This window comes from Halalkalibacter krulwichiae, assembly GCF_002109385.1.
GTDB lineage: Bacteria > Bacillota > Bacilli > Bacillales > Bacillaceae_D > Halalkalibacter > Halalkalibacter krulwichiae.
Genome location: NZ_CP020814.1, coordinates 3,384,525 through 3,410,106, shown reverse-complemented (window position 1 = coordinate 3,410,106; position 25,582 = coordinate 3,384,525). Strand labels below are relative to the sequence as shown.

Annotated in this window: 17 protein-coding genes and 3 pseudogenes; all 20 read left to right on the top strand. The window is 38.7% G+C overall.

Translation table 11 applies throughout. The features are described 5' to 3' along the window. Nucleotides 1-6: 6 nt before the first annotated feature. The 20 genes and pseudogenes from dnaE (at nt 7) to coaE (ending at nt 25,472) form a co-directional block, all read left to right on the top strand. Complete coding sequence (gene dnaE / locus BkAM31D_RS17170) at nt 7-3,366, top strand: DNA polymerase III subunit alpha (RefSeq protein WP_066153446.1); 3,360 nt, start codon at nt 7-9, stop codon at nt 3,364-3,366. A 337-nt stretch (nt 3,367-3,703) separates the two neighbouring features. Continuing rightward, the gene (ystJ, locus tag BkAM31D_RS17165; protein WP_066153634.1) at nt 3,704-4,915 is read left to right on the top strand and encodes an NADP-dependent malic enzyme; all 1,212 of its coding nucleotides are present in this window, start codon (nt 3,704-3,706) and stop codon (nt 4,913-4,915) included. 62 nt (nt 4,916-4,977) lie between these two features. Continuing rightward, entirely contained in the window at nt 4,978-5,643 is a 666-nt protein-coding gene (locus BkAM31D_RS17160; RefSeq protein WP_066153443.1) for a FadR/GntR family transcriptional regulator, read from the top strand. Nucleotides 5,644-5,710: 67 nt separating this feature from the next. Beyond that, nucleotides 5,711-6,555, top strand: a pseudogene (gene accD, locus BkAM31D_RS17155) (acetyl-CoA carboxylase, carboxyltransferase subunit beta). Between the two features lie 17 nt (nt 6,556-6,572). Continuing rightward, a pseudogene (accA, locus tag BkAM31D_RS17150) lies at nt 6,573-7,555 on the top strand (acetyl-CoA carboxylase carboxyl transferase subunit alpha). Between the two features lie 325 nt (nt 7,556-7,880). Further along, the gene (pfkA, locus tag BkAM31D_RS17145) at nt 7,881-8,840 is read left to right on the top strand and encodes a 6-phosphofructokinase (RefSeq protein ID WP_066153434.1); all 960 of its coding nucleotides are present in this window, start codon (nt 7,881-7,883) and stop codon (nt 8,838-8,840) included. A 45-nt stretch (nt 8,841-8,885) separates the two neighbouring features. After that, nucleotides 8,886-10,640, top strand: a complete 1,755-nt coding sequence (gene pyk / locus BkAM31D_RS17140; RefSeq protein WP_066153430.1) for a pyruvate kinase — start codon at nt 8,886-8,888, stop codon at nt 10,638-10,640. Nucleotides 10,641-10,801: 161 nt separating this feature from the next. Continuing rightward, nucleotides 10,802-11,197 (top strand): FxsA family protein, encoded by a 396-nt coding sequence (locus tag BkAM31D_RS17135; protein ID WP_066153428.1) that lies wholly within the window; start codon nt 10,802-10,804, stop codon nt 11,195-11,197. Between the two features lie 83 nt (nt 11,198-11,280). Beyond that, the gene (locus tag BkAM31D_RS17130; protein ID WP_066153632.1) at nt 11,281-11,730 is read left to right on the top strand and encodes a DUF441 domain-containing protein; all 450 of its coding nucleotides are present in this window, start codon (nt 11,281-11,283) and stop codon (nt 11,728-11,730) included. Nucleotides 11,731-11,944: 214 nt separating this feature from the next. After that, entirely contained in the window at nt 11,945-13,060 is a 1,116-nt protein-coding gene (citZ, locus tag BkAM31D_RS17125; protein WP_066153425.1) for a citrate synthase, read from the top strand. A gap of 116 nt (nt 13,061-13,176) precedes the next feature. After that, entirely contained in the window at nt 13,177-14,445 is a 1,269-nt protein-coding gene (icd, locus tag BkAM31D_RS17120; protein WP_066153422.1) for an NADP-dependent isocitrate dehydrogenase, read from the top strand. A gap of 121 nt (nt 14,446-14,566) precedes the next feature. Beyond that, complete coding sequence (gene mdh / locus BkAM31D_RS17115) at nt 14,567-15,511, top strand: malate dehydrogenase (protein WP_066153419.1); 945 nt, start codon at nt 14,567-14,569, stop codon at nt 15,509-15,511. A 157-nt stretch (nt 15,512-15,668) separates the two neighbouring features. Further along, a complete protein-coding gene (locus BkAM31D_RS17110) occupies nt 15,669-16,388 on the top strand; it encodes a response regulator transcription factor (protein WP_066153416.1) in 720 nt (239 codons plus the stop codon). Then, entirely contained in the window at nt 16,381-18,159 is a 1,779-nt protein-coding gene (gene pnpS, locus BkAM31D_RS17105) for a two-component system histidine kinase PnpS (RefSeq protein ID WP_066153413.1), read from the top strand. The genes BkAM31D_RS17110 and pnpS overlap by 8 nt, the downstream gene beginning before the upstream one ends. Nucleotides 18,160-18,633: 474 nt before the next feature. After that, complete coding sequence (gene hflK / locus BkAM31D_RS17100; RefSeq protein ID WP_066153411.1) at nt 18,634-19,587, top strand: FtsH protease activity modulator HflK; 954 nt, start codon at nt 18,634-18,636, stop codon at nt 19,585-19,587. After that, nucleotides 19,587-20,519 (top strand): protease modulator HflC, encoded by a 933-nt coding sequence (gene hflC, locus BkAM31D_RS17095; RefSeq protein ID WP_066153408.1) that lies wholly within the window; start codon nt 19,587-19,589, stop codon nt 20,517-20,519. The genes hflK and hflC overlap by 1 nt, the downstream gene beginning before the upstream one ends. Nucleotides 20,520-20,662: 143 nt before the next feature. Then, nucleotides 20,663-23,307: pseudogene (gene polA, locus BkAM31D_RS17090) on the top strand (DNA polymerase I). Between the two features lie 14 nt (nt 23,308-23,321). Then, nucleotides 23,322-24,146, top strand: coding sequence for a DNA-formamidopyrimidine glycosylase (gene mutM / locus BkAM31D_RS17085; protein ID WP_066153402.1), 825 nt, complete (start codon nt 23,322-23,324; stop codon nt 24,144-24,146). A 63-nt stretch (nt 24,147-24,209) separates the two neighbouring features. Further along, entirely contained in the window at nt 24,210-24,845 is a 636-nt protein-coding gene (gene ytaF / locus BkAM31D_RS17080; RefSeq protein WP_066153399.1) for a sporulation membrane protein YtaF, read from the top strand. A 30-nt stretch (nt 24,846-24,875) separates the two neighbouring features. Next, nucleotides 24,876-25,472 carry a dephospho-CoA kinase gene (coaE, locus tag BkAM31D_RS17075; RefSeq protein ID WP_066153396.1) on the top strand — a complete coding sequence of 199 codons (597 nt, stop codon included), beginning with the start codon at nt 24,876-24,878 and terminating at the stop codon, nt 25,470-25,472. Nucleotides 25,473-25,582: the final 110 nt, after the last annotated feature.

Here is a 25,582-nt window from a genome sequence, read left to right as displayed (position 1 = left end):
GTTGAAATGGAGATTGTCTTAAATCATGTGTACAGTGAATACAGTCTTCTATCATCAACCAATCGAATTGAGAGGCTTGTTTCAAGAGCGAAAGAGCTCGGTTACAACGCTCTCGCTTTATGTGATAGGCATGTTATGTATGGAGCTGTTCCGTTTTACGAGGCTTGTCAAAAAAATAAGATTAAGCCGATATTTGGACTTGAAATAACGATTGAACGAAATCGAAACCTAGGAATAAGCGAATTAGCTTCTTTGCGACTGTATGCTAAAAATCAAAACGGTTTTAAAAATCTATTAAAGTTGGCTACTGTTCTTGGTCATAAACAGGAAAAGCAATTGTTTTTGACAAGTCATGAAGCTATTCGCTTTTTTGAAGATATACTTATTATTATTCCTGTCGAACAGGGTCCAATAGATGGATATTTAGCAGAAGGTGAATTTACAAAAGCGTTCGATTGGTTGGAATTATGGCGTGGGCAAACAAAAATGGACGATTGGTTTCTTGAAGTACAGCCAGATACAGACGGCGATTCTTGGAAGGGACAAGCGGTTAAGAAATTCTCAGAACAAACAGGCATGAAGACAATAGCATCACAACCATGTTTCTTTCTAAAACCAGAAGACCAAAAGGCTTTTGCGGTTATTCGAGCCATTCGTGACGGAGTAAAAGCAGAGGAAAGATTGCTCACTGGAAAAGAAAAGTCTTTTTATATGCTGAGTCCAACGGAAATGGAACAATTATTTAACGGTCAAAAAGAAGCTTTGAGTATGACACAAACCCTTGCTAACTTATGTTCTGTTCACCTTGAATTGGATAAACCAAAACTTCCGGTTTATCCGAATAATCAAGGAAAGAGTTCTAATGAATTTTTGCGAGAACTCTGTTTAAAAGGTTTAAAGTTACGCTATAAATCCATAACAGATCCATTAAGGGCAAGATTAGATAAAGAATTGGCTGTTATAGAACGTATGGGCTTCAGTGATTATTTTTTGATTGTATGGGATTTTATGACCTATGCAAGAGAACAAAATATATTAACGGGTCCCGGGAGAGGGTCGGCTGCAGGATCTCTCGTTGCCTATGTCTTACAGATTACAAATGTTGATCCGATTCAATATGATTTATTATTTGAACGTTTTCTCAACCATGAACGAATTTCAATGCCTGATATTGATATTGATTTCCCTGACCACCGCCGAGATGAAGTTATTGCTTATGTACAAAATAAGTATGGAAAGGGCAATGTTGCACAAATTATCACTTTCGGCACTCTTGCAGCAAGAGCTGTCATTCGAGATGTTGGGAAAGTTCTTGGGACAGACAGTTACGTTATTGAACAATTAGTCAAACAAATACCTGCTTCTCCTGGTATGTCCTTAACGAGAGCAATCTATGAAAATGATGCTCTAAAAGAAATGATCGATCAATCTGAGGAACTTAAACATTTATGGCAAATTGCAAAGGAATTGGAAGGGTTGCCCCGGCATGCCTCCACCCATGCGGCAGGAGTAGTTATAAGCAGAGATCCATTAACGCAAGTTATGGCATTGCAAGCAGGACATGCACAAATTTCATTAACTCAAGCAACTATGGACATTGTTGAAAAACTAGGCCTATTGAAATTTGACTTTCTTGGGTTACGTAACTTAACACTTCTTGAAACAATCACGACTCTAATTGAAAAACAAACAGCTAAGAAACTGGATGTCACAACGATTCCTTTTGATGATGAAAAGACCTTTCAATTATTGGCTAAAGGAGAGACAACAGGTGTATTTCAACTTGAATCAGCTGGGATGCGACAAGCTCTTAAGCAACTAAGACCAACAGAATTTGAAGATATTGTAGCTGTGAACGCACTGTACCGTCCTGGTCCGATGAAATACATTCCAGACTATGTAAGTGGGAAACATGGTATACGCCAAGTTTCATTTGTCCATCCTGATTTAGAGCCGATTTTAAGCCGAACGTATGGTGTGCTTATTTACCAAGAACAAATTATGGAAATAGCTTCTGTAATGGCAGGGTTTTCTTTAGCGGAAGCAGACTTGCTTCGTCGAGCAATTAGCAAGAAAAAGAAAGACGAATTAGACCAACAACGTGCAGCTTTTATAAAAGGAGCAAAAGAAAAAGGATATTCGACTTCCATTGCGGAAGAAATATATGAGTTAATTGAAAGATTTGCTGATTATGGATTCAACCGCAGTCATGCTGTAGCGTACAGTATGATCAGTTATTATCTGGCTTACTTAAAAGTGAATTATCCACTTGCTTTTTATACTGCTTTGTTATCTTCCGTTTGGAATCAACATGATAAGCTTGCTCATCATTTGCAGGAATGTAAGGATGCTGGATATGAGGTATTAGGTCCATCGGTATCAAAAAGTGATATTCTTTTTGCCATTGAAGAGAATTCTATTCGTTTTGGTCTATTACCAATCTCACATGTTGGTTTACCAGCAGCACGTTTGATTGTTGAAGAAAATAAAAAAGAGGCTTTTAATGATTTGTTTCGTTTTGTTGTACGAATCAATTCAAAAGTGGTTAACAAAAAGGCGATCGAGAACTTAATAAAGGCTGGAGCAATGGATGAATTCGGGGTAGATCGTGCGACAATGCTTTATGCAGTAGAAGAAGCAATCGGTTTTGCGCAAGAAGTCAATTCCTTTCAAGATGAAACAGAAGGCTTATTTACGTTAGACATACAGCCGCCAAGTTATAGAGAAGTTGAGCCACTACAAATTCAAGAAAAGCTGGATTTTGAAAAAGAAGCGCTCGGTTTTTATTTATCCGGACATCCAATAGAGATGTGGAAAGCGCAGCTAGAAAAGGTAGGGCGTAAAACCATTCAAAACGCACTGACTACAACCAGTTCTTCAAGAATAGCTGGCTTAATCATTCAAGTTAAGAAAATAAAGACAAAAAAGGGCGATGGAATGGCTTTTGGTACGCTCTCTGATGAATCCGGAGAATGTGAGTTAGTCTTATTTCCACGTGTGTGGAAGCAGGTGTCATCAACCTTTGAAGAAGGCGAGCTTCTATTATTTGAAGGACGCTTTGATCAATCGAAAGAAAAAACGCAATTTATTGTCGAGAAAGCAGGTCCAGTAAGTAGCCTCGCAGGAAAAAAAGAACGACAGACCCTTTACTTACGTATCGTTCCAGAACAAGAAAAACTAGATGTGCTTGAAAAGGTAAAGCATTATTTAATGACTCATACTGGACCAACCCCAGTCATTCTGTATTATGAAAGAACGAAACAAACGAAACACCTCCCACAAGAATACAAGATAAACCCAACCCCATCATTTCTAACAGGTATGAAAAACCTATTAGGTGATGAGAATGTAATATTAAGAGTTTGATCCAAAAGGTTGGTTTTTACCTTTTGGATCAAACTCGGCGCACCGAGCGGAGCCGCTGCAAGGTTTTAAGTTTCTCTGAGTGGTTTTCTCAGAGAAACGTGCAGCGAGAGAAGCCGGTGCCCAAAAGGTTGGTTTTTACCTTTTGGATCAAACTCGGCGCGCCGAACGGAGCCACTGCCCAAATGAGTTTATATTAATTTACTCTTGGCTTATGAAGGAATTTTCTATATAATAAAGATTGTTTTAGAAGTGGTCAGACCAGTGGGAAGCAGAACAATTATAGATATCTATAAAGGAGAGTGTCGTTGTGGCAACAACTAGGGAAGAAGCTTTACATATGCATCGTATTAATCAAGGGAAACTTGAGTCTAAAGCAAAGGTCGCTGTTCGTAATGCAAAGGATTTAAGTCTAGCGTATTCTCCTGGAGTAGCAGAGCCTTGTAAAGAAATTTTTGAAGACATTGAAACAGTCTATGAATATACAATGAAAGGCAATATGGTAGCGGTTGTTAGTAATGGTACAGCCGTACTTGGACTTGGAAACATTGGTCCCGAGGCTTCTTTACCTGTAATGGAAGGTAAGGCTGTATTATTTAAATCATTTGCTGGTGTTGATGCGTTTCCAATTTGCTTAAAAACAACAGATGTAGATCAAATGGTTGAGACTGTTAAACTGCTTGAACCGACTTTTGGTGGTGTGAATCTTGAGGATATAGCAGCACCTGCTTGCTTTGAGATTGAAGAGCGTTTGAAGAAAGAAACAAATATTCCTGTGTTTCATGATGATCAGCATGGTACAGCCATTGTGACACTTGCTGGTTTAATAAATGCTTTAAAGTTAACGGGCAAAAAGATGTCTGAAATTAAAGTGGTTGCAAATGGAGCCGGTTCAGCTGGGATTGCCATTCTTAAATTAATGCAGCGCATGGGTGTAAGAGACGCCATTATGTGCGATTCAAAAGGTGCAATCTTTGAAGGTCGTACTTATGGAATGAATGATATGAAGGCAGAAGTTGCTAAATTCTCTAATCGTGATCAACTTGAAGGTAACTTAGCTGACGTAATTAAAGGCGCGGATGTTTTTATTGGAGTATCAGTTGCCGGAGCTCTAACAAAAGAAATGATTGAAAGCATGAACCCAGATCCAATCATTTTTGCGATGGCTAATCCGGTGCCTGAAGTTATGCCTGAAGAAGCAAAGGCTGCAGGTGCTAAAGTCATTGGGACAGGACGTTCAGATTTTCCAAACCAAGTTAATAACGTTTTGGCGTTCCCTGGAATCTTCCGTGGAGCTTTAGATGTAAGAGCGACACACATTAACGAAGAAATGAAAGTGGCTGCTGTACATGCGATCGCAGATTTGGTGACGGATAAAGAATTGACGGCTGATTATGTTATACCAGCTCCGTTTGATCCTCGTGTAGCTCCGGCTGTAGCTGCTGCAGTGGCAAAGACAGCAATGGAGACTGGAGTTGCTCGTAAAAAGGTAGATCCAGAAAAGATTGCAGAAAAAACGCGTCAACTGGCAATTATTGGGGACGATAAGTAATTTCACATTCTTGTTAAGCTGTTATGTTATTAGAACTATTGTAACTGAGGTGAGGGTGGCTGATGTCATCAGTACAACCGAAAGTCTATCTTGAAGTAATTAAGCAAATTAACAATATTATTAATGAAGATCAGCTAACAAGCGGAGATAAATTACCTTCGGAAAGAGAATTGAGCGACCGTCTAGATGTCGGTCGCTCTTCTGTCCGTGAAGCGTTACGTGCTTTGGAATTACTTGATTTAATTGAAACACGTCGTGGAGAGGGAACCTTTATTAAGCCGTTTGGAAGCTATCGGCTAGTGGAGATTCTTTTATCATTTTTATTAAAAGATGAAGGTGCTAGGAAGGATTTAACTGAAACAAGACGAATAGTAGAGCTTGAGGCATTAAAGTTAGCTTGTGACCGAGTTTCAGATGAATCGATTGAAGAGCTTCAGCACCTGTTAGAAAGAGCGAAAGAAGAATGGTCACATGGTGATTTGCCGGTTGAGGAAGATTATCTGTTTCATAAGACGATCGTAAAAGCTTGCGAGAACCAGCTCTTATTAAATCTATGGGTATCACTTGTAGAATACAATAAAGTTGCGATTGAGCGATCGCTCCAAAGAGCAGGAAGAATGTCAGCTTCTTTAAGTGAACATGAAGAAATTTATCAAGCGTTGAAAAAGCGTGACCGTACACAGGCTGTTGCAGCTATGACATTACATTTAGAGAATAGTCGATTTTAGCTTGTACTATTTTTATTATGCTAGCCATAAATTGAAATAATTAAGCTTAAGCGAGTGAGGTGGGAATATGCTTAAGGATTTTTTGAAAAAGAAGAAGCGCTATGCAACGATTCCTTCAGAAAGAGCAAAACAAGAGGTTCCTGAAGGGTTAATGACCAAATGTCCTTCTTGTCGGACAATAATGTATACAAAGGAATTGCAAAAGAACTTACAAGTTTGTGACTCGTGTGGACACCATTTTCGAATGACGGCTCCCGAGCGTATTCAGAGCTTATTTGATGCGAACTCTTTTGTAGAATTTGATAAAGAGATGATTAGTCAAAATCCGCTTAACTTTCCTACTTATGAAGAAAAGTTGGAAGCGGATAGAGAAAAGACCAATTTAAACGAAGCGATTGTAACAGGAAAAGGGACAATTAATGGATTTGGTGCAGTAATCGCTGTAATGGATTCACGATTCCGAATGGGAAGTATGGGTTCAGTAGTAGGCGAGAAGATTACAAGAGCTGTAGAATATGCCATTGAAATGCATTTGCCTTTTATTTTATTTTCTGCTTCTGGTGGCGCAAGAATGCAAGAAGGTGTTTTAAGTTTGATGCAAATGGCTAAAACAAGTGCCGCTCTTCAAAAGCTGAATCGACAAGGCGGTTTATTCATTTCAATTATGACCCATCCGACTACGGGGGGGTTTCAGCTAGTTTTGCCTCTCTCGGTGATTATAACTTCGCAGAACCAAAAGCACTAATTGGTTTTGCTGGTCGACGAATTATTGAACAAACCATTCGTCAAGACTTACCGGAAGACTTTCAGACAGCTGAATTTTTATTGAAACACGGTCAATTAGACCAGGTGTTATCACGTCTTGAGATGAAAGAGACGTTAACGAAAATATTAGATATCCATTCTTCATAGAGGAGGTGTAGTAGGAAATGGCAAGCGAATTAGGGTTTGAAAAGCCAATTTTAGAATTGAAAACGAAAATCTCGGAGCTTCGTACGTTTACTGAGGAAAAAGAAATTGATTTAACAGACGAAATTATGAAGCTTGAGAAGCGCTTACAACAACTAGAGAAAGACATTTATGGCAACCTTCAACCATGGGAACGTGTTCAAATCGCTAGACATAATGAGCGTCCAACAACTCTCGATTATATCGAGCATTTATTTACTGATTTTCTAGAAATGCATGGTGATCGCTATTATGGAGATGATGAAGCGATAGTTGGTGGAATTGCTAAATACAAAGGGCGTCCTGTAACAGTAATCGGGCATCAGCGTGGAAAAGATACAAAAGAAAACATTCGACGTAACTTTGGTATGCCTCATCCAGAAGGCTATCGTAAAGCGTTACGTTTAATGAAACAAGCAGAGAAATTCTCCAGACCTATTATTTGTTTTATCGATACTAAAGGTGCATACCCTGGAAAAGCTGCAGAAGAACGTGGTCAAAGTGAGGCTATTGCTAAAAATCTTTTAGAAATGGCTGGTTTAACTGTACCTGTTGTTTGCATTGTAATCGGTGAAGGCGGTAGTGGAGGAGCTTTAGCATTAGGAGTAGGCAACCATATCCATATGTTAGAGAACTCAACTTATTCCGTTATATCACCTGAGGGGCGGCAGCTTTATTGTGGAAGGATGCATCTCAAGCCCAAAGAGCAGCTGAAACGATGAAAATTACAGCTCCTGATTTAAAAGAGTTAGGAGTCATTGATGAGATTGTTCATGAAGTAAAAGGTGGAGCTCACCGTGATGTTGCACAACAATCAGAATATATCGATTCAGTATTACAACAGTCAATTGTTTCACTTTCTGAATTAACAGAAGAGGAGCTAATTGAACAGCGCTACCAAAAATACAAAAATATCGGACAATTTTCTTATGTAAACGATGTCACGCCTGTTAATAAAGGCTAAATGCTTCCTGTTCCTTGGGGAGCATTTTTTCTGTTGGTAGTAACTGGATTGTATTCATTTAAGGAAAGTGGTATTTTAAACAATGGATATACTGGTTTTAAAAGAAAAGACTTGAAAAGGATGAGTTATAGTTTGTTTGAAATGACAGTTTTATTTTGCTTGAAAAGATAAATGTGTCAGTGGAGAATGAAAAACTTTTCGCTCCTTTTGTTGCACTGGATTAAGCAAAACCAACATGAATATTTTAAAAGTACACATGATAAGCTTAAGATGTTTTTATTTATTATTTTTTTCTTATAAAGATTCAGTTTGAGGAGGATGTCTCATGAAAAGGATAGGAGTTTTGACTAGTGGTGGGGATTCACCTGGAATGAATGCAGCCATTCGTGCTGTCGTTCGTAAGGCCATCTATCATGATTTAGAAGTGTATGGAGTTTATTATGGTTATCAAGGATTAATTAATGGGGATATTGTTAAGATGGAGCTTGGTTCTGTTGGTGATATTATTCACCGTGGAGGAACAATGCTTTATACTGCGCGTTGTGAAGAGTTCAAGACGTTGGAAGGTCAGCAAAAAGCTATTGAGCAATTAAATAAATTTGGAATTGAAGGGCTTGTCGTTATTGGTGGAGATGGATCTTACCAAGGGGCTCTTAAATTAACAGAGCACGGCTTTCCAACAATAGGGGTGCCGGGTACCATTGATAATGACATTCCAGGTACAGACTTCACGATTGGTTTTGATACGGCTTTAAACACTGTCATTGATGCGATTGATAAGATTCGTGATACAGCCACATCTCATGAGCGTACATATGTAATTGAAGTTATGGGACGTCATGCTGGAGACTTAGCATTATGGTCAGGACTAGCTGATGGTGCAGAGACTATTTTAATTCCAGAAGCTGATTATGATATGAAAGACATTATTGCTCGACTGAAGCGCGGACAAGAGCGTGGAAAGAAGCACAGTATCATTATCGTTGCGGAAGGGATTGGTAGTGGTTTTGAATTTGGAGATCGTATTGAAGAGGAAATGAATCTTGAAACACGTGTAACTGTTTTAGGACATATTCAACGTGGTGGTTCACCTACAGGATTCGACCGCGTTCTTGCAAGTCGCCTTGGAGCAAAAGCGGTGGACTTATTGTTAGATGGAAAAGCAGGAGTAACAGTAGGGATTGAGAAGAACGAACTTGTCTATCATGATATTAAAGAAGCTCTATCAAGAAAGCATTCAATTGATCTTGACATGTACAAGCTTTCTCAACAATTATCGATTTAATTTTATCAAAATATAAACAAGAGCCATTTTATTAGGAGGAAGACAATGCGTAAAACAAAAATCGTATGTACAATTGGACCAGCAAGTGAATCAGTAGAAAAGTTAACAGCCTTAATTGAAGCTGGGATGAACGTAGCACGTTTAAACTTCTCACATGGTGACTTTGAAGAGCACGGTGCTAGAATTAAAAATATTCGAGAAGCAGCTGAAAAAACAGGTCAAACAGTAGCTATTCTATTAGATACGAAAGGGCCTGAAATTCGTACACAAACGTTAGAAGGTGGCGTGGCTGAACTTAAAGCTGGTGACGAATTAATTGTATCAATGACTGAAGTTGTAGGAAACAACAAGAAGATTTCTATTACGTATCCAGGTTTGATTCAGGATGTAGCGCCAGGGTCTATCTTATTATTAGATGATGGTTTAATTGGACTTGAGGTTACGGAAGTTCTAGAAGGAGAACTTGTAACAAAGGTATTAAACAGTGGAACACTAAAGAATAAAAAGGGTGTTAACGTACCAAACGTAAGTGTAAACTTGCCGGCTATAACGGAAAAAGATGCAGCAGACATTAAGTTTGGAATCGAGCAAGGTGTTGACTTTATCGCGGCCTCTTTCGTACGTCGTGCAGCAGATGTGCTTGAGATCCGAGAGCTGTTAGATAACAATAATGGTGGAGATATTCACATTATCCCTAAAATTGAGAACCAAGAAGGTGTCGATAACATCGACGAAATTTTAGAGGTTTCTGATGGCTTGATGGTTGCTCGTGGCGACTTGGGAGTAGAAATTCCAGCGGAAGAAGTTCCTTTGGTTCAAAAACAATTAATCAAAAAGTGTAATCAAGCTGCCAAGCCTGTTATTACAGCAACTCAAATGCTTGATTCGATGCAACGTAACCCAAGACCAACAAGAGCAGAAGCAAGTGATGTTGCTAACGCAATCTTTGATGGCACTGATGCTATCATGCTATCTGGAGAAACGGCTGCAGGGGATTATCCTGTTGAATCAGTCCAAACGATGAATAACATTGCTAGACGTACAGAGCAAGCATTAAATTACAGTGCAATGTTACGTAAGAAAACAAAAGAAGAAACGACTACTATTACGAGCGCAATTGGCCAATCAGTTGCACATACAGCATCAAATCTTAATGCTGCCGTTATTTTAACAGCGACAGAGAGCGGTCATACTGCGAGAATCGTCTCTAAATATCGTCCTCAGTCACCAATTGTAGCTGTTACAAGTTGTGAAAAGGTCATTCGTAAATTAAACCTTGTTTGGGGCGTTAATCCTTTATTAGGGAGAAAAGCGACTTCAACTGATGAAATGTTTGAATCAACTGTTTCAACTGCATTAGAAGCAAATACGATTAAACAAGGTGATCTAGTTGTTCTAACCGCTGGAGTTCCAGTCGGTGAAACAGGTACGACAAATATTTTAAAAGTACATGTAATTGGTGAAGTCATTGCCAAAGGTCAAGGAATTGGTCGACGCTCAGCAGCTGGTCGTGTAGTTGTAGCTAGAGATGCTGCTGAAGCTCTTGAAAAAACAACTGAAGGTTCTATTCTAGTGACGTATAGCACCGATAAAGACATGATTCCTGCGTTTGAAAAAGCGGCAGCTGTAATTACAGAAGAAGGTGGTTTAACTTCTCATGCAGCCGTTGTTGGAATTAATTTAAGCACACCAGTTATTGTTGGAGTTCAAGGTGCACTCGATCTATTTAAAGATGGAGAAGAGATTACTGTTGACAGTGCTCGAGGTGACATTTACAGAGGCCACGCAAGTGTACTATAATTTATAAGAGTTATGTAAGCCTGGTATGAGTTTAACTCATAGCGGGCTTCCGATTGTGTACTAAAAAAGGAAGATTCAAAAGCTATCCGTGCTCTTTTGAGTCTTCTTTTTTAAATGTGCGGAATGGAGTTTTTATTTTCATTATTTGAAAGGAGCAATCAATGTTTCGAATATTGTTGTTATTAATTATTATTGTACCAGCTATTGAAATTGCCGTATTAATTCTTTCAGGCAATCTTATTGGCGTTTGGCCAACGATTTTTCTTATCATTGCTACTGGTATACTTGGAGCATGGCTAGCAAAAAAAGAAGGTCTACAGGCACTGAGGCTTGCTCAGTTACAGACACAACAAGGGCAATTGCCTAGTGGGGTTATTTTAGATGGCATTTGTATTTTAATTGGTGGGGTTGTTCTACTAACACCAGGTTTTATTACTGATGCGATTGGTTTTTTCTTATTAATTCCTAAGACACGTACGTTTGCTAAAGCTCTATTACTAAAGCTTTTTCACAGCATGATAAAGAATGGACGATTTGTAATCATGACAAAAAAATAAAAGGTTGGTAAGTTAGATCATTGGTCGTTGAAAGGCAACAGGAAAGAACAGGGGGATAACTATTGTCACAAGCATCTATATTTATGTTGATTCTACTAGCGGTAGCAGTCATAGCGAAGAATCAATCTTTAATGGTAGCTGTTGGATTTTTGCTGATTATTAAATGGATTGGATTAGGAGAAAAACTGTTTCCCCTTTTTCAACAGAAAGGAATAAATATCGGGGTGACTGTTATTACTATAGCCGTATTAACACCGATTGTGACTGGAGAAATCGGTTTTAAACAATTGGGTGAAGCGGTAAAGTCTTCCTATGCATGGGTAGCGTTAGGTTCGGGAATTCTAGTCGCTCTGATTGCTGCTAATGGAATCGATTTGTTAAAAAATGATCCCCATATTACGACTGCGTTAGTTTTTGGTACCATCTTATCAGTTGCTTTATTTAAAGGAGTAGCTGTCGGACCTTTAATCGGAGCGGGGATTGCCTATTTTGCTATGAAGATCGTTACATTTTTTTCGAATCTGAATGGATGAAAAACGTCGAGTTTTGCAGCTTTCTCATCGCAAATAAGCAAAAATTTTTAAAATTTGCTAATAACTTTTCGAGAAAACGTTCACAAAAGCTTAATAAATCGTTATAATAGAAGTTGTGAAGTCCTACTACATAGAATCGCTGCGTTCATTAAGGTGGGAATGTAAGCATTTACTATTTAGGGAAACTAAGATTTATAGAAAAGGAGAGGTTAACGTGAGTACAACTCGTGGTCTAGAAGGTATTGTAGCAACGACATCAAGCGTTAGTTCCATTATTGAAAGTGTTCTTACTTATCAAGGATATGATATTGATGATTTAGCGGATAATGCGAGCTTTGAAGAGGTTATTTACTTACTTTGGAATGGTCGATTACCAAATTCAGCTGAATTGAGTCAATTCACACAAGATCTAGCAGCTCAAGCACAAATACCGAACGAGATTATTGACCAAATGAAAGCTTATCCAATTGATAAAGTACATCCTATGGCAGCTCTTCGCTCAGCTATTTCAAGTTTGGCATTATTTGATGAAACAGCAGATGTAATGGAAGAGGAAGCTAACCAACTTAAAGCACTAAAAATTCAGGCACAAATTCCAACAATCGTGACAGCGTTTTCACGTATTCGTGAAGGATTAGAGCCAGTATCTCCACGTAGTGATTTAGGATTCGCTGCAAACTTCTTATACATGCTAACTGGTAAGGACCCAGATGAAATTGCAGTCAATGCATTTAATAAGGCGCTTGTACTACATGCTGACCATGAGTTGAATGCATCAACGTTTACAGCTCGTGTCTGTGTGGCGACTTTATCTGATGTATACTCTGGTATTACAGCAGCAATCGGTGCTCTTAAGGGCCCATTACATGGTGGGGCGAATGAAGCTGTAATGAAAATGCTTAATGAGATCGGTGAAGTAGAGAACGTTGAGCCGTATATCCGTAAAGCGCTTGATAATAAGGAGAAAATCATGGGCTTTGGTCACCGTGTTTATAAGGATGGAGACCCTCGTGCGAAGCATCTGAAAGAAATGTCTAAACGTTTAACAGAAATTACTGGTGAAACAAAATGGTACGAAATGTCTATTAAAGTCAACGAAATGGTAACAAGAGAAAAAGGTCTACTTCCAAACGTTGATTTCTATTCTGCTAGTGTGTATCACAGTCTTGGTATTAAACACGACCTTTTCACACCAATTTTCGCGGTGAGTCGTACATCAGGCTGGTTAGCACACATTCTAGAACAATACAGCAATAACCGTTTGATCCGTCCACGTGCTGAATATGTTGGACCTAACAAACAAACGTATACACCAATTGAGCAACGCTAGTATAGTAGATGGGGAGTTATCCTCCCTATACATAGATTGACAATTGAGCGAATTTTTGGCTAAATTAGACTGTGTAGTCTTATTTTAAAGTGATATTTTAGTAGGAGGTTTTTTTCATGGCAAACGGACAAGTAATTAAAGTAAACAATGGTGTACTAGATGTACCAAATAACCCAGTCGTTCCTTTTATCGAAGGTGACGGAATTGGTCCTGATATTTGGGCTGCTGCTTCACGTGTAATAGATGCTGCAGTTGAAAAAGCTTATAATGGCGAAAAGAAAATCGAGTGGAAAGAAATTCTTGCTGGGGAAAAAGCTTATAACCAAACTGGCGAATGGTTACCAGCAGAAACATTAGATGCAGTTCGCGAATATTTAATTGCAATTAAAGGTCCTTTAACAACTCCAATTGGTGGAGGTATTCGTTCTTTAAACGTTGCTCTTCGTCAAGAGTTAGATCTTTATGTTTGTTTACGTCCAGTTCGTTACTTTGATGGTGTACCTTCACCTGTAAAACGTCCTGAAGATACAGACATGGTAATCTTCCGCGAAAACTCTGAAGATATCTATGCTGGTATTGAGTATAAAGAAGGTTCTGATGAAGTGAAAAAGCTTATTGCTTTCTTACAAAATGAAATGGGTGTAAGTAAAATCCGTTTCCCTGAAACTTCTGGTATTGGTATCAAACCTGTATCACAAGAAGGAACAGACCGACTAGTTCGTGCCGCAATTCAATATGCAATTGATGAAGGACGTAAGAGTGTTACATTAGTACACAAAGGTAATATCATGAAGTTTACTGAAGGGGCGTTCAAAAACTGGGGTTATGAAGTGGCTGAGCGTGAGTTTGGTGATAAAGTATTCACTTGGGCTCAATATGATAAGATTGTTGAAGCTGAAGGTAAGGAAGCTGCGAACAAAGCTCAAGCTGACGCTGAAGCTGAAGGGAAAATCATCGTAAAAGATTCAATTGCTGATATCTTCTTACAACAAATTTTAACTCGTCCAAAAGAATTTGATGTAGTTGCAACAATGAACCTAAACGGTGACTATATCTCTGATGCACTTGCTGCTCAAGTTGGTGGAATCGGAATTGCTCCAGGAGCAAACATCAACTATGATACTGGTCATGCTATTTTTGAAGCTACACACGGAACAGCTCCAAAATATGCTGGTCTTGATAAAGTAAATCCATCTTCTGTTCTTCTTTCAGGAGAATTAATGCTTCGTCACCTTGGTTGGAATGAAGCTGCTGACCTTATCATGGCTTCTATGGATAAAACAATTGCTAGCAAAGTAGTAACATACGATTTTGCACGCCTAATGGAAGGTGCTACTGAAGTATCTTGCTCTGGCTTTGCTGAAGAATTAATCAAAAACCTATAAGTTAATAATGTAAGGATACCTTTTCCTTTTCGTAACAGGTGTGAGACTATTCTCACACCTTTACGTGCATAGTAATGAAGAAAAGTCTAAATGACTAATCAGAACAGGGAGTGAGTATGTGATGGCAATTAAACGTAGAAAGATTTCTGTTATAGGCGGAGGATTTACCGGTGCTACAACAGCTCTCATGGTCGCTCAAAAAGAACTTGGAGATGTAGTTCTAGTCGATATTCCACAAATGGAAGGTCCAACAAAAGGGAAGGCGTTAGATATGTTAGAGGCAACTCCAGTAATGGGTATTGATTCTTCTATCATTGGTACTTCAAATTATGAAGATACGAAAGACTCTGATGTCGTTGTTATAACGGCTGGTATTGCTCGTAAGCCTGGTATGAGTCGTGACGATTTAGTGAACACAAATGCTGGGATTATGAAAGCAGTAACGAAAGAAGTAGTAAAGCATTCACCAAATTGCTACATTATCGTTTTAACAAACCCTGCGGATGCGATGACATATACGGTATTTAAAGAATCGGGATTCCCGAAAAATCGCGTCATCGGACAATCAGGTGTACTAGATACAGCGCGTTTTCGTACGTTTGTTGCTGAGGAGCTAAACTTATCTGTTGAAGACATTACTGGTTTCGTTCTAGGTGGTCATGGTGATGACATGGTTCCACTTATTCGTTATTCTGCTGCTGGTGGAGTTCCGCTTGAAAAGCTTATTCCACAAGATCGTTTAGAGGCGATCGTTGAACGTACACGTAAAGGTGGAGGAGAGATTGTTGGTCTGCTCGGGAATGGAAGTGCTTATTATGCTCCGGCTGCATCATTAACTCAAATGGTTGAAGCGATCGTTAAAGATAAGAAGCGTGTCCTTCCTACAATAGCTTACCTTGAAGGTGAGTATGGCTATAGTGATCTTTATGTCGGAGTTCCAACCATCCTCGGTGGAGACGGGATAGAAAAGATCATTGAGCTTGATTTAACGGAAGAAGAAAAAGCGGCACTAGAAAAGTCAGTTCAATCGGTCCGCAATGTTATGAGTGCATTACCTGCAGAATAAGAAAAAACAAGGCTAGCGATAAAGCTAAGCCTTGTTTTTATATTTTTTAATACTAGTGTCAGTAATGTTTGCTATACTAAAACTATAAAAAGAGAGAAAAATGAAAATATGTACTTGGCAGGCAGAACCGTAATACAACCTGTTTGGAGGATGAAATATGTCACAACGTTTATTAATTGTGGATGATGAAGAATCAATAGTTACTTTGCTAAAATTTAATTTGGAGCAGTCAGGGTTTGATGTGACGACGGCAACGGACGGTGCTACAGCTTTGAGCACTGCGATGAATGAACAATTTGATTTATTAATTCTTGATCTAATGCTTCCGGAGATTGATGGATTAGATATATGTAAGCAATTAAGACAAAATAAGGTGATGACACCTATTTTGATGCTCACTGCTAAAGATGATGAATTTGATAAGGTTCTCGGATTGGAATTAGGGGCAGACGACTATATGACAAAACCATTTAGTCCCAGAGAAGTAGTTGCTCGTGTCCGCGCTATTTTGAGACGTGTAGTACCTGTTTCGAAAGAAGAATCAGTTGAAAAGACGATCAATCAAATTATTAAGTTTGGAGAGGTAGAAATATATCCTGAAAACTATGAGGTGTACTTCAAAAAACAACCAATTGAACTAACACCTAAAGAATTTGAATTGCTTTTATATTTAGCCAACCATAAGGGGAGAGTTTTAACGAGAGATCAGCTTTTAAATGCTGTTTGGAACTATGAATTTGTTGGAGATACAAGAATTGTAGATGTACATATTAGTCATCTAAGAGAAAAAATCGAAGCGAATACGAAAAAACCTACTTATATTAAAACGATTAGAGGTCTAGGTTATAAATTAGAGGAGCCAAGCGTGAATGTATAAGTTACGCTTTAAACTTGTCTTTGCCGTATTATCAATTACTTTCTTTGTGATGGCTGGACTTGGCTTGGTTATCGGTCAGTTTTATCAGAATTTTTTTATAGATCATTTAACTGATCGGATTGCCAAAGAGGCAAAAATGGCATCTTTTGTCGTTGGAGAAGAAGGAGTCGATCCGGATACAGCAGAGCGTTTAGCCGATACGTTCGCCAGCACACTAGATGCGAGAGTAACGATTATTTTAGTTGATGGAACGGTCATCGCAGATTCAGCCGCTGACCCGACTCAAATGGATAATCATCTAGTAAGACCTGAGATCGTTGAATTGAAAAAAGGGAACGAAGAAGCTGAAATCCGCTATAGCGAAACAGTTAATGACGAATTGCTTTATTATGCTGTTACGATAACAAATTCCGCAGGCGAAGATATTGGTTATATAAGATTAGGCATATCGACAGAAACATTAGCTGAGATGAATGCGTTCATGTGGCGAATTTTGGCCATTTGCTTTTCGATTGCGTTTTTCGTCATTTTTATTATCATTTATCGAGTGGCCAATGAGATGATACGTCCGATAGAGGATGCAACGGTAGTAGCGAATGAGCTTGCTGAAGGAAACTTCAAAGCGAGAACACAAGAAGGAAAACGCGATGAGATTGGTCAGCTTTCTAGATCTATTAATATTTTGGCGTATAACTTAGGTCAATTGACTAAGAGGCATGAAGCTCAAAAAGAGAGAATGCAAACATTAATAGAAAATATGGGAAGTGGATTAATCTTAATTAATACTAAAGGTGATATCACGCTTATCAATCGAACATGTCGTTCCATTTTTCAAGAGGATACAGACCTTTGGATTAATCAGCTTTATCATGATGTCATCAAACATAAAGAGGTCATTCGAATTGTTCAAACGATCCTTATGACAGAAGAAAAGCAACGAAAGCAGATTCATTTCCCCGTTAATCTAGAGGTACGCCATTTTGAAGTGTATGGAGCACCAGTAATGAGCAATCGTGGCAAGTTAAAAGGGATTGTTATAGTTTTACATGATATAACGGAGTTGAAAAAGCTAGAGCAAGTTCGAACCGATTTTGTGGCAAATGTATCTCATGAATTGAAAACACCGGTTACCTCAATAAAAGGGTTTACGGAAACGTTGTTAGATGGTGCGATGAATTCAGAGCCATTGAGAGAGAACTTCCTAAATATCATTGCTAAGGAAAGCGAGAGGCTACAAGCATTAATTGAAGAATTACTTGAATTATCACGAATTGAACAATCATATTTCAAATTGCATTGGCAAAACACAGATTTAAATAACATTCTTCTAGAGGTTTATGATTTATTAAAAGAGAAAGCAGCTAAGAAAAACATCAGTCTCAAATTGGAGAGAGAGGGAGATACGAGGCTAGAGGGAGATCCATCGCGGCTGAAACAAATTGTGATTAATCTAGTAAACAATGCAATTATGTATACATCAGATGGTGGTCACGTATCTGTCGTTTTAAAAGAAAACGGCGAATCAGTTGAATTAGCAGTGATTGATACAGGTGTAGGGATTAAGGAAAGCGAATTACCAAGGATCTTTGAGCGTTTCTATCGTGTGGATCGGGCAAGAAGTCGGAATTCCGGTGGTACAGGATTAGGATTAGCTATAGTGAAGCACCTCGTTGAAGCGCATTCTGGGCAAATAAATGTTGAAAGCGAAATGGATAAAGGAACAACGTTTTTATTAAAATTTAAGAAGCAACAGCAAAATGAGACAGAATAGCTTGCATATTTACAATTAATTTACAATGTGTTTAAACATCCTTAATGTATTCCCCTTACAATGTAATAGAACGGTTTCATCACTGCCGAGCAAATAGCCAATGGCTATTTGCAATAGTACATCCCCTTTTTCAAGATGTGAGCTACCCCTTAGCTCACATCCTTTTTACTTTTATAACCAAAAGGCGCCTTTCCTTTTGGTTATAAAAGTAAGCAATGTGCGGAGCCGCTGCAAGGTTTTAAGATCTCTGAGCAACCTTCTCAGAGATCGCGCAGCGAGAGGAGCCATTGCCATTTAAATCAAAAAAAGGCGCCTTTCCTTTTGGTTATAAAAGTAATACTTCTCCTAATTACACACATAGTCTTCCCAATTTGTACTATAATGAAAAAGAGTGAAATTTTATAGGATTTTATGAAACCATTCTATGATTCTACTCGTAGAAAAGAAGACATTACAAGGAGAAGGGATGATACGATGACAATTAAGCAATTGCTCGTCGGCTTTGTTTCCTTAATTGGGGTAGCCATTCTCGCACTATTTTTGATCACTGGATGGTACATAGTCGATGAATCTGAGCAAGCAGCACTCATTACATTTGGTAAAGTTGAAGATACGATTACAGAACCGGGATTAAAGTTTAAAATGCCATGGCCCATTCAACGAGTAGAAATTCTTTCTCGTGGAACATACAACTTGCAAGTTGGTTATCAGGAGGAAGATGGCGAAGTCGTGGAATTTACGAGAGAAGCGAAGATGATTACAGGAGATGAAAATATTCTTTTTGCAGACTTAGCTGTACAATGGAGAATTACAGATCCAGAGTTATATTTGTACAGTACAGTTGATGCACGAGAAGTGTTATACAATGCGACATCCGCAGCATTACGTGGAGTAATTGGAAGCACAAGCATTGATGATGTATTAACGGATCAAAGACCAGAAGTAGAGGCAAAAGTTTTTGAGAATCTAGTAGAATTGTTAGAAGTCTACCAAATCGGAGTAAGTATCCAAGATGTTAAGCTCCAAGACGTGGAATTACCGACAGATGAAGTTCGTAGTGCCTTCATGGAAGTAACGGATGCACGTGAAGAGCGATTAACAAAAGTGAATGAAGCAACTAGATACCGTAATCAGCAAATTAATGAGGCTGAAGGGGAAAAAGACGCAATTATTTCTCGAGCAGAGGGAACTAGGGCAGAGCGAATTGAGAGAGCTCGAGGGGATATCGCTAGATTTAATGCTTTATATGATGAGTACTTAGTCAATCCTGATGTAACACGTCAACGTTTAATTTTAGAGACTCTAGAGAATGTGTTGCCAGATACAGAGATTTACATCATGGATAGCAATAGCGACACAGTGAGCTACTTGCCAATTAGGCCGTTAGAGAGAGGGCAAAATCAGGCTGCTGAAGGAGGGAACAACTAATGAGCGATGAGAACATTGTAGATATTAATGAAAGACGTCCAAGTGATGAATGGAAGAAATTTATGAAACTAGGCGCACTTATCATCATTCTAATTGTATTGTTAGCAACAATCATTAGTAACCTCTTTATTGTTGAACAAGGCGAGTTCAAGGTTGTAAGACAATTTGGAGAAGTGGTGCGCATTGAAGATGAGCCAGGATTAAGTTATAAAATCCCTTTTATTCAATCAGTTTCTACACTACCTAAGTATCAAATGATTTATGATATTCCTCCAGCTGAGATTAATACAAGAGATAAAAAACGATTGCTTGCAGACCATTACGCTATTTGGCGAATTGAGAGTCCACAATTAATGATTTCCAACACGGTAACTTTGGAAAGAGCTGAGGCAATTTTAGGTGAATTGATCTTTTCAGCTATTCGAGCGGAATTAGGTCAACTTGATTTTGATGAAATTATTAATGAAGAAAAGTCATCAAGAGGAAGCTTTAACGAGCTTGTTCGTGACCGAGTGAATGAAGCGCTTGAACGTAATAATTACGGAATATTATTATCAGATGTTCGGATGAAACGGACCGATTTACCTGATGAAAACGAAGAAGCTGTTTATAGCCGGATGATTTCTGAGCGACATGCAACTGCACAGGAATATTTATCGCAAGGGGATGCTGAGGCAAACCGAATTCAGTCTGCTACAGATCGTGAAGTAACGGAAATGATTGCTACAGCTAATGCTGATGCTAATGAAATTGTCGGGGAAGGTGAAGCGGAAGCTGCTCGTATTTACAATGAATCATTCGGGCAAGATCAAGAATTCTATCAGTTGTATCGTACTCTTGAATCATATGAGAAGACAATTGGTGATGAAACTGTAATTGTTCTTCCATCTAACTCTCCATATGCTCGGCTTTTAATGGGATACACGGACTAATAACAAATATAGTAAGGGGCGTCTCAAAGGGTGAAAACAAGACCTTTTGGGACGCCCTTTGTTATATGATTGCGTATATGATTGCGTGAATGCTACTTTTTCTCATTTATGTTTCATTATGCTACAATGACATATAGAAAAATATGGACAAGGAAGGAGCCTTTCAAGTGAAAAAGCTCATATTAATAGATGGAAATAGTATTGCCTATCGTGCATTTTTTGCACTTCCTTTGCTAAATAATGAGAAGGGTGTTTACACAAATGCAGTTTATGGATTTACAACAATGTTATTAAAAATAATTGAAGAAGAAAAGCCGACGCATATGCTCGTTGCTTTTGATGCGGGAAAAACAACGTTTCGCCATAAAACGTATGATGATTATAAAGGGGGACGTCAGAAGACACCGCCTGAATTATCAGAGCAATTTCCATTAGTCCGTGAACTTCTTGATGCCTTTAATATTTCTCGGTATGAAGCAGAAAATTATGAGGCTGATGATATTATTGGAACATTAGCAAAAAATGCATCAGAGGAAGACTTCGAAGTGAAAGTGTATTCTGGGACAAGGATTTGCTCCAGCTCGTATCAGATAAGGTGACAGTCATTTTAACGAAAAAAGGAATCACGAATGTTGAAGCCTACGATGAAGCTTTAATTGCAGACAAATATGGTTTAAGTCCGAAACAAATTATTGACATGAAAGGACTAATGGGAGACAGCTCGGATAATATTCCAGGTGTCCCTGGGGTTGGAGAGAAAACAGCGCTTAAACTTCTAAAAGAATTCGGTACAGTTGAGAAAGTATTGGATTCCATTGATCAAATATCTGGGAAGAAGATGAAGGAGAAGCTTGAGGAAAACCGCGAACAAGCGTTAATGAGTAAAGAGTTAGCAACCATTTTCCTTGAGGTGCCATTTGAAACAGAATTAGAAGATTTAAGCTTTGGGGATTATGATCAAAAGAAAGTCGTTGACTTTATGAAAGAACTTGAGTTTACTTCTCTTGTGTCCAAGTTTGATGTAGATGCCGAGGAAGTTGAATTAGAAGAAATTACGTATGAAACATTAGAGAAAATTGAAGAGGACCACTTAACAAAAGAGGCAGCTTTAATTGTAGAGGTACTTGGAGAGAATTATCATCAAGTTCCAATTGAAGGCTTTGCCATGGTTAATGAAAAGGGGCGTTTTTTCATTACGACTGAGAAAGCTCTTGATTCAGAAGCCTTTGTTAATTGGTTAAAAGATGACTCCACTCAAATATCGGTATTTGATGCAAAGCAAGCGGTTGTGTCGTTAGGTTGGCAAGGGATTTTATTAAATGGTGTGGAATTTGACATGCAACTAGCTTCTTATTTATTAGACTCGTCTTTGTCCTCGCATGGAATTAGTGACGTCGCTAGCCGGAAAGGAATTAGTCAGCTTCAAGATGATGAGGTTGTTTATGGAAAAGGAGCTAAGCGTAAAATTCCAGATCAAGATCAATTAGCGGAACATTTAGTTCGAAAGGCCGAAGCGCTTTTCAAACTAAAGCCGGTATTAGAAGCGGAATTAAAAGAGAATGAACAAGAAGAGTTGTTTCGTGAGCTTGAAATGCCACTCTCCATTGTACTTGGACGTATGGAAACAACAGGAGTGCAAGTTGATAAAGAGCAATTGGAACAAATGGGAGAAGACCTTGAATTGCGCTTAGATAATTTAGAAAAGAAGATTCATGAAATTGCTGGAACATCGTTTAATATTAATTCACCAAAACAACTCGGAGAAATTTTGTTTGAAAAGCTTGGTTTACCATCTATCAAGAAAACAAAAACAGGGTATTCCACTTCTGCGGATGTTTTAGAAAAATTAGCAGCTGACCATGAAATTGTTGAACACATATTGCACTACAGGCAATTAGGTAAACTAAATTCAACCTATATTGAAGGGTTGTTAAAAGTTACAAGAAAAGAAACGAACAAAATTCATACTAGATACAACCAAGCACTCACGCAAACTGGTCGTCTAAGCTCAACCGATCCGAATCTACAAAACATTCCAATTCGTTTAGAAGAAGGAAGAAGAATTCGGAAGGCTTTCATTCCTTCAGAAAAAGGTTGGAAGATGCTTGCAGCTGACTATTCTCAAATTGAACTACGTGTGTTAGCTCATATTGCTGAAGATGAGAAATTAATGGAGGCATTCCAATTAGGGATGGATGTTCATACGAAAACTGCGATGGATGTTTTTCATGTCGCTGAAGAGGAAGTAACGTCAAATATGCGTCGTAGTGCCAAAGCGGTTAACTTTGGGATTGTTTACGGAATTAGTGATTTTGGCTTGTCGCAGAGTCTTGGGATTACGAGAAAAGAAGCGGGACAATTTATTGAGCGTTATTTCGCAAGCTATCCTAAAGTAAAAGAGTATATGGACTCTATCATTGAAGAGGCACGAGAGAAAGGGTATGTCTCAACGCTGTTGCATCGTAGAAGATATCTCCCTGATTTAACTAGCCGTAATTTTAACAAGCGTAGCTTTGCGGAGCGAACGGCGATGAATACGCCAATTCAAGGAACGGCAGCTGATATTATTAAGAAAGCAATGATTGAAATGGCTGAAAGAATTGAACAAGAGCAAATGCAAAGCCGTATGCTCTTACAAGTACATGATGAGTTGATTTTTGAAGTGCCTGAAGAAGAAGTAGAAAAAATGATGAAGCTCGTACCAGAAGTAATGGAGAAAGCGGTGGAATTGAACGTGCCTCTTAAAGCAGACGTCTCCTACGGTGAAACATGGTATGATGCGAAGTAAGGAGAGAGTGTACTGTGCCTGAACTACCTGAAGTGGAAACAGTTAGCCGAACATTACGTCAACTCGTCATTGGAAAAACAATTGCGGATGTTGATGTAAGATGGGCAAACATCATAAAGAAGCCAGATGATACCGAGCAATTTAAACTTGAATTGATTGGCCAAACCATTCATGAAGTGAATAGGCGTGGCAAGTTTCTTCTTTTTATCCTAGATGATCTTACAATGGTGTCTCACCTAAGGATGGAAGGGCGTTACGGTCTTTTTCAAAAAGAAGAAGATCTGACCCCACATACTCATGTGATTTTTCGTTTTACGGATGGAAGCGAACTTCGTTATCAGGATGTTCGAAAGTTTGGAACGATGCATTTATTTAAAAAGGGGACAGAAGAAGCGTCCTTACCACTTTCTCAACTTGGTGTAGAACCTTTCTCTGAAGCTTTTACAATAGATTTATTACAAAAAGCTTTTCAGTCAACGTCAAGGACCATTAAAGTAGTCCTTTTAGATCAAAAAACAGTTGTAGGACTCGGCAATATTTACGTCGATGAAGCTCTTTTTAGAGCTGGAATCCGTCCTGAGCGTATGGCGTCCTCTTTGACCGCTAAAGAGTACGAGCGTCTTCATCAAGAAATTATTACTACATTACAAGAAGCGGTTGACTTAGGAGGTAGTTCTGTTAAGTCATATGTAAATGGTCAAGGTGAAATGGGAATGTTTCAACAGCAGCTGCGCGTCTATGGTCGTAAGGGAGAACCTTGTCTTACATGCGGAGATGAAATTCAAAAGACTGTTGTAGGTGGTAGAGGAACACACTTTTGCGAGAATTGCCAAAATTAAAGTACATTGGATAGGCTCCTGCCATATACTATCGTATGTTTGAAATGGAAGGAGCTTATCAAGATGGTTGAGATTTTCTCCTTATTGGCGATCGCCCTCGCTGTTAGTCTTGACAGCTTCGGGGTAGGTTTAACATATGGGTTAAGAAAAATGAAGTTACCGTTAAAGTCATTGCTTTTTATCGCAGGTTGTTCGGCGACGTCTATTTTGATTGCAATGTTCTTTGGGGCGGTTATTCAGACTTATTTGTCACCGGCTGTTGCTGAGTCGATTGGTGGGGTAATTTTAATTATGATTGGCGCTTGGGCATTGTATCAAGTTTATCGCCCTGCTAAAAATGAGATGAAAACAAAAGGAGACGAAGTTATACTTAATTTCGAGATTAAAGTGTTAGGAGTAGTCATTAGGATTCTTCGAAAACCGATGGTTGCTGACTTTGATAATTCAGGAACAATTACTGGGCGTGAAGCCTTTTTGTTAGGTGTAGCCCTATCGTTAGATGCATTTGGTGCAGGGATTGGTGCTGCCTTGATTGGTTTCTCACCTATTGGAATGGCTATCAGTGTGGCAACGATGAGTGCTTTGTTTGTTACGTTAGGTATGAAGAGCGGGAATCGATTCTCTGATTCCGCATGGATGCAAAAATTTTCTTTTATCCCAGGGCTTTTACTCATTGTAATTGGAATTTTTAGTTTATAATAAGTGGTTTTTATTAATTAGGAGGTAAACATGTTCATTGGTTTAACGGGCGGTATTGCCAGTGGAAAATCGACAGTTAGTAAAATGGTCGAGGATATGGGAGTACCTGTTATTGATGCAGATAAAGTTGCCCGAGAAGTTGTAGAGCCAGGCAGTGAGGCTTTAGAGAAGATACGTAATCACTTCGGATCAACTATATTGAATGAGGATGGAACACTTGCAAGGAAGAAGCTTGGAGCAATTATCTTTCAAGATCCAAAAGAAAGGCAAGTACTAAATGGAATTGTACATCCCGCTGTTCGAAAACGGATGGAAGAGTGGAAACAACATTACTTAAACGAAGGACATCAAACGATTGTTTATGACATCCCACTTTTATTTGAGAGCAATCTGTTTCACCTAGTTGATAAAGTAATTGTAGTTTATGTTGATTATGAGACACAGCTCAAACGATTAATGGAACGTGATCAGGCTGGAGAACAAGACGCGATACAACGGATTGCTTCTCAAATGCCACTAGCAGAAAAAAGGGAACAAGCGGATTACATTATTGATAACTCTTATTCCCTTGAGGAAACAAAGAAACAATTGGAAGGCATTTTAAAGGAATGCACACGTAAAAAGTGACTGAATGAAGGTTGTCGCTCGCTATGCAAGCACTAGCGCAACCTCATTTAGGCGCTTTTTTTATTTTTAAAGAAATACGTTGAAAATAATGTCATTATCGTTTTAATGTG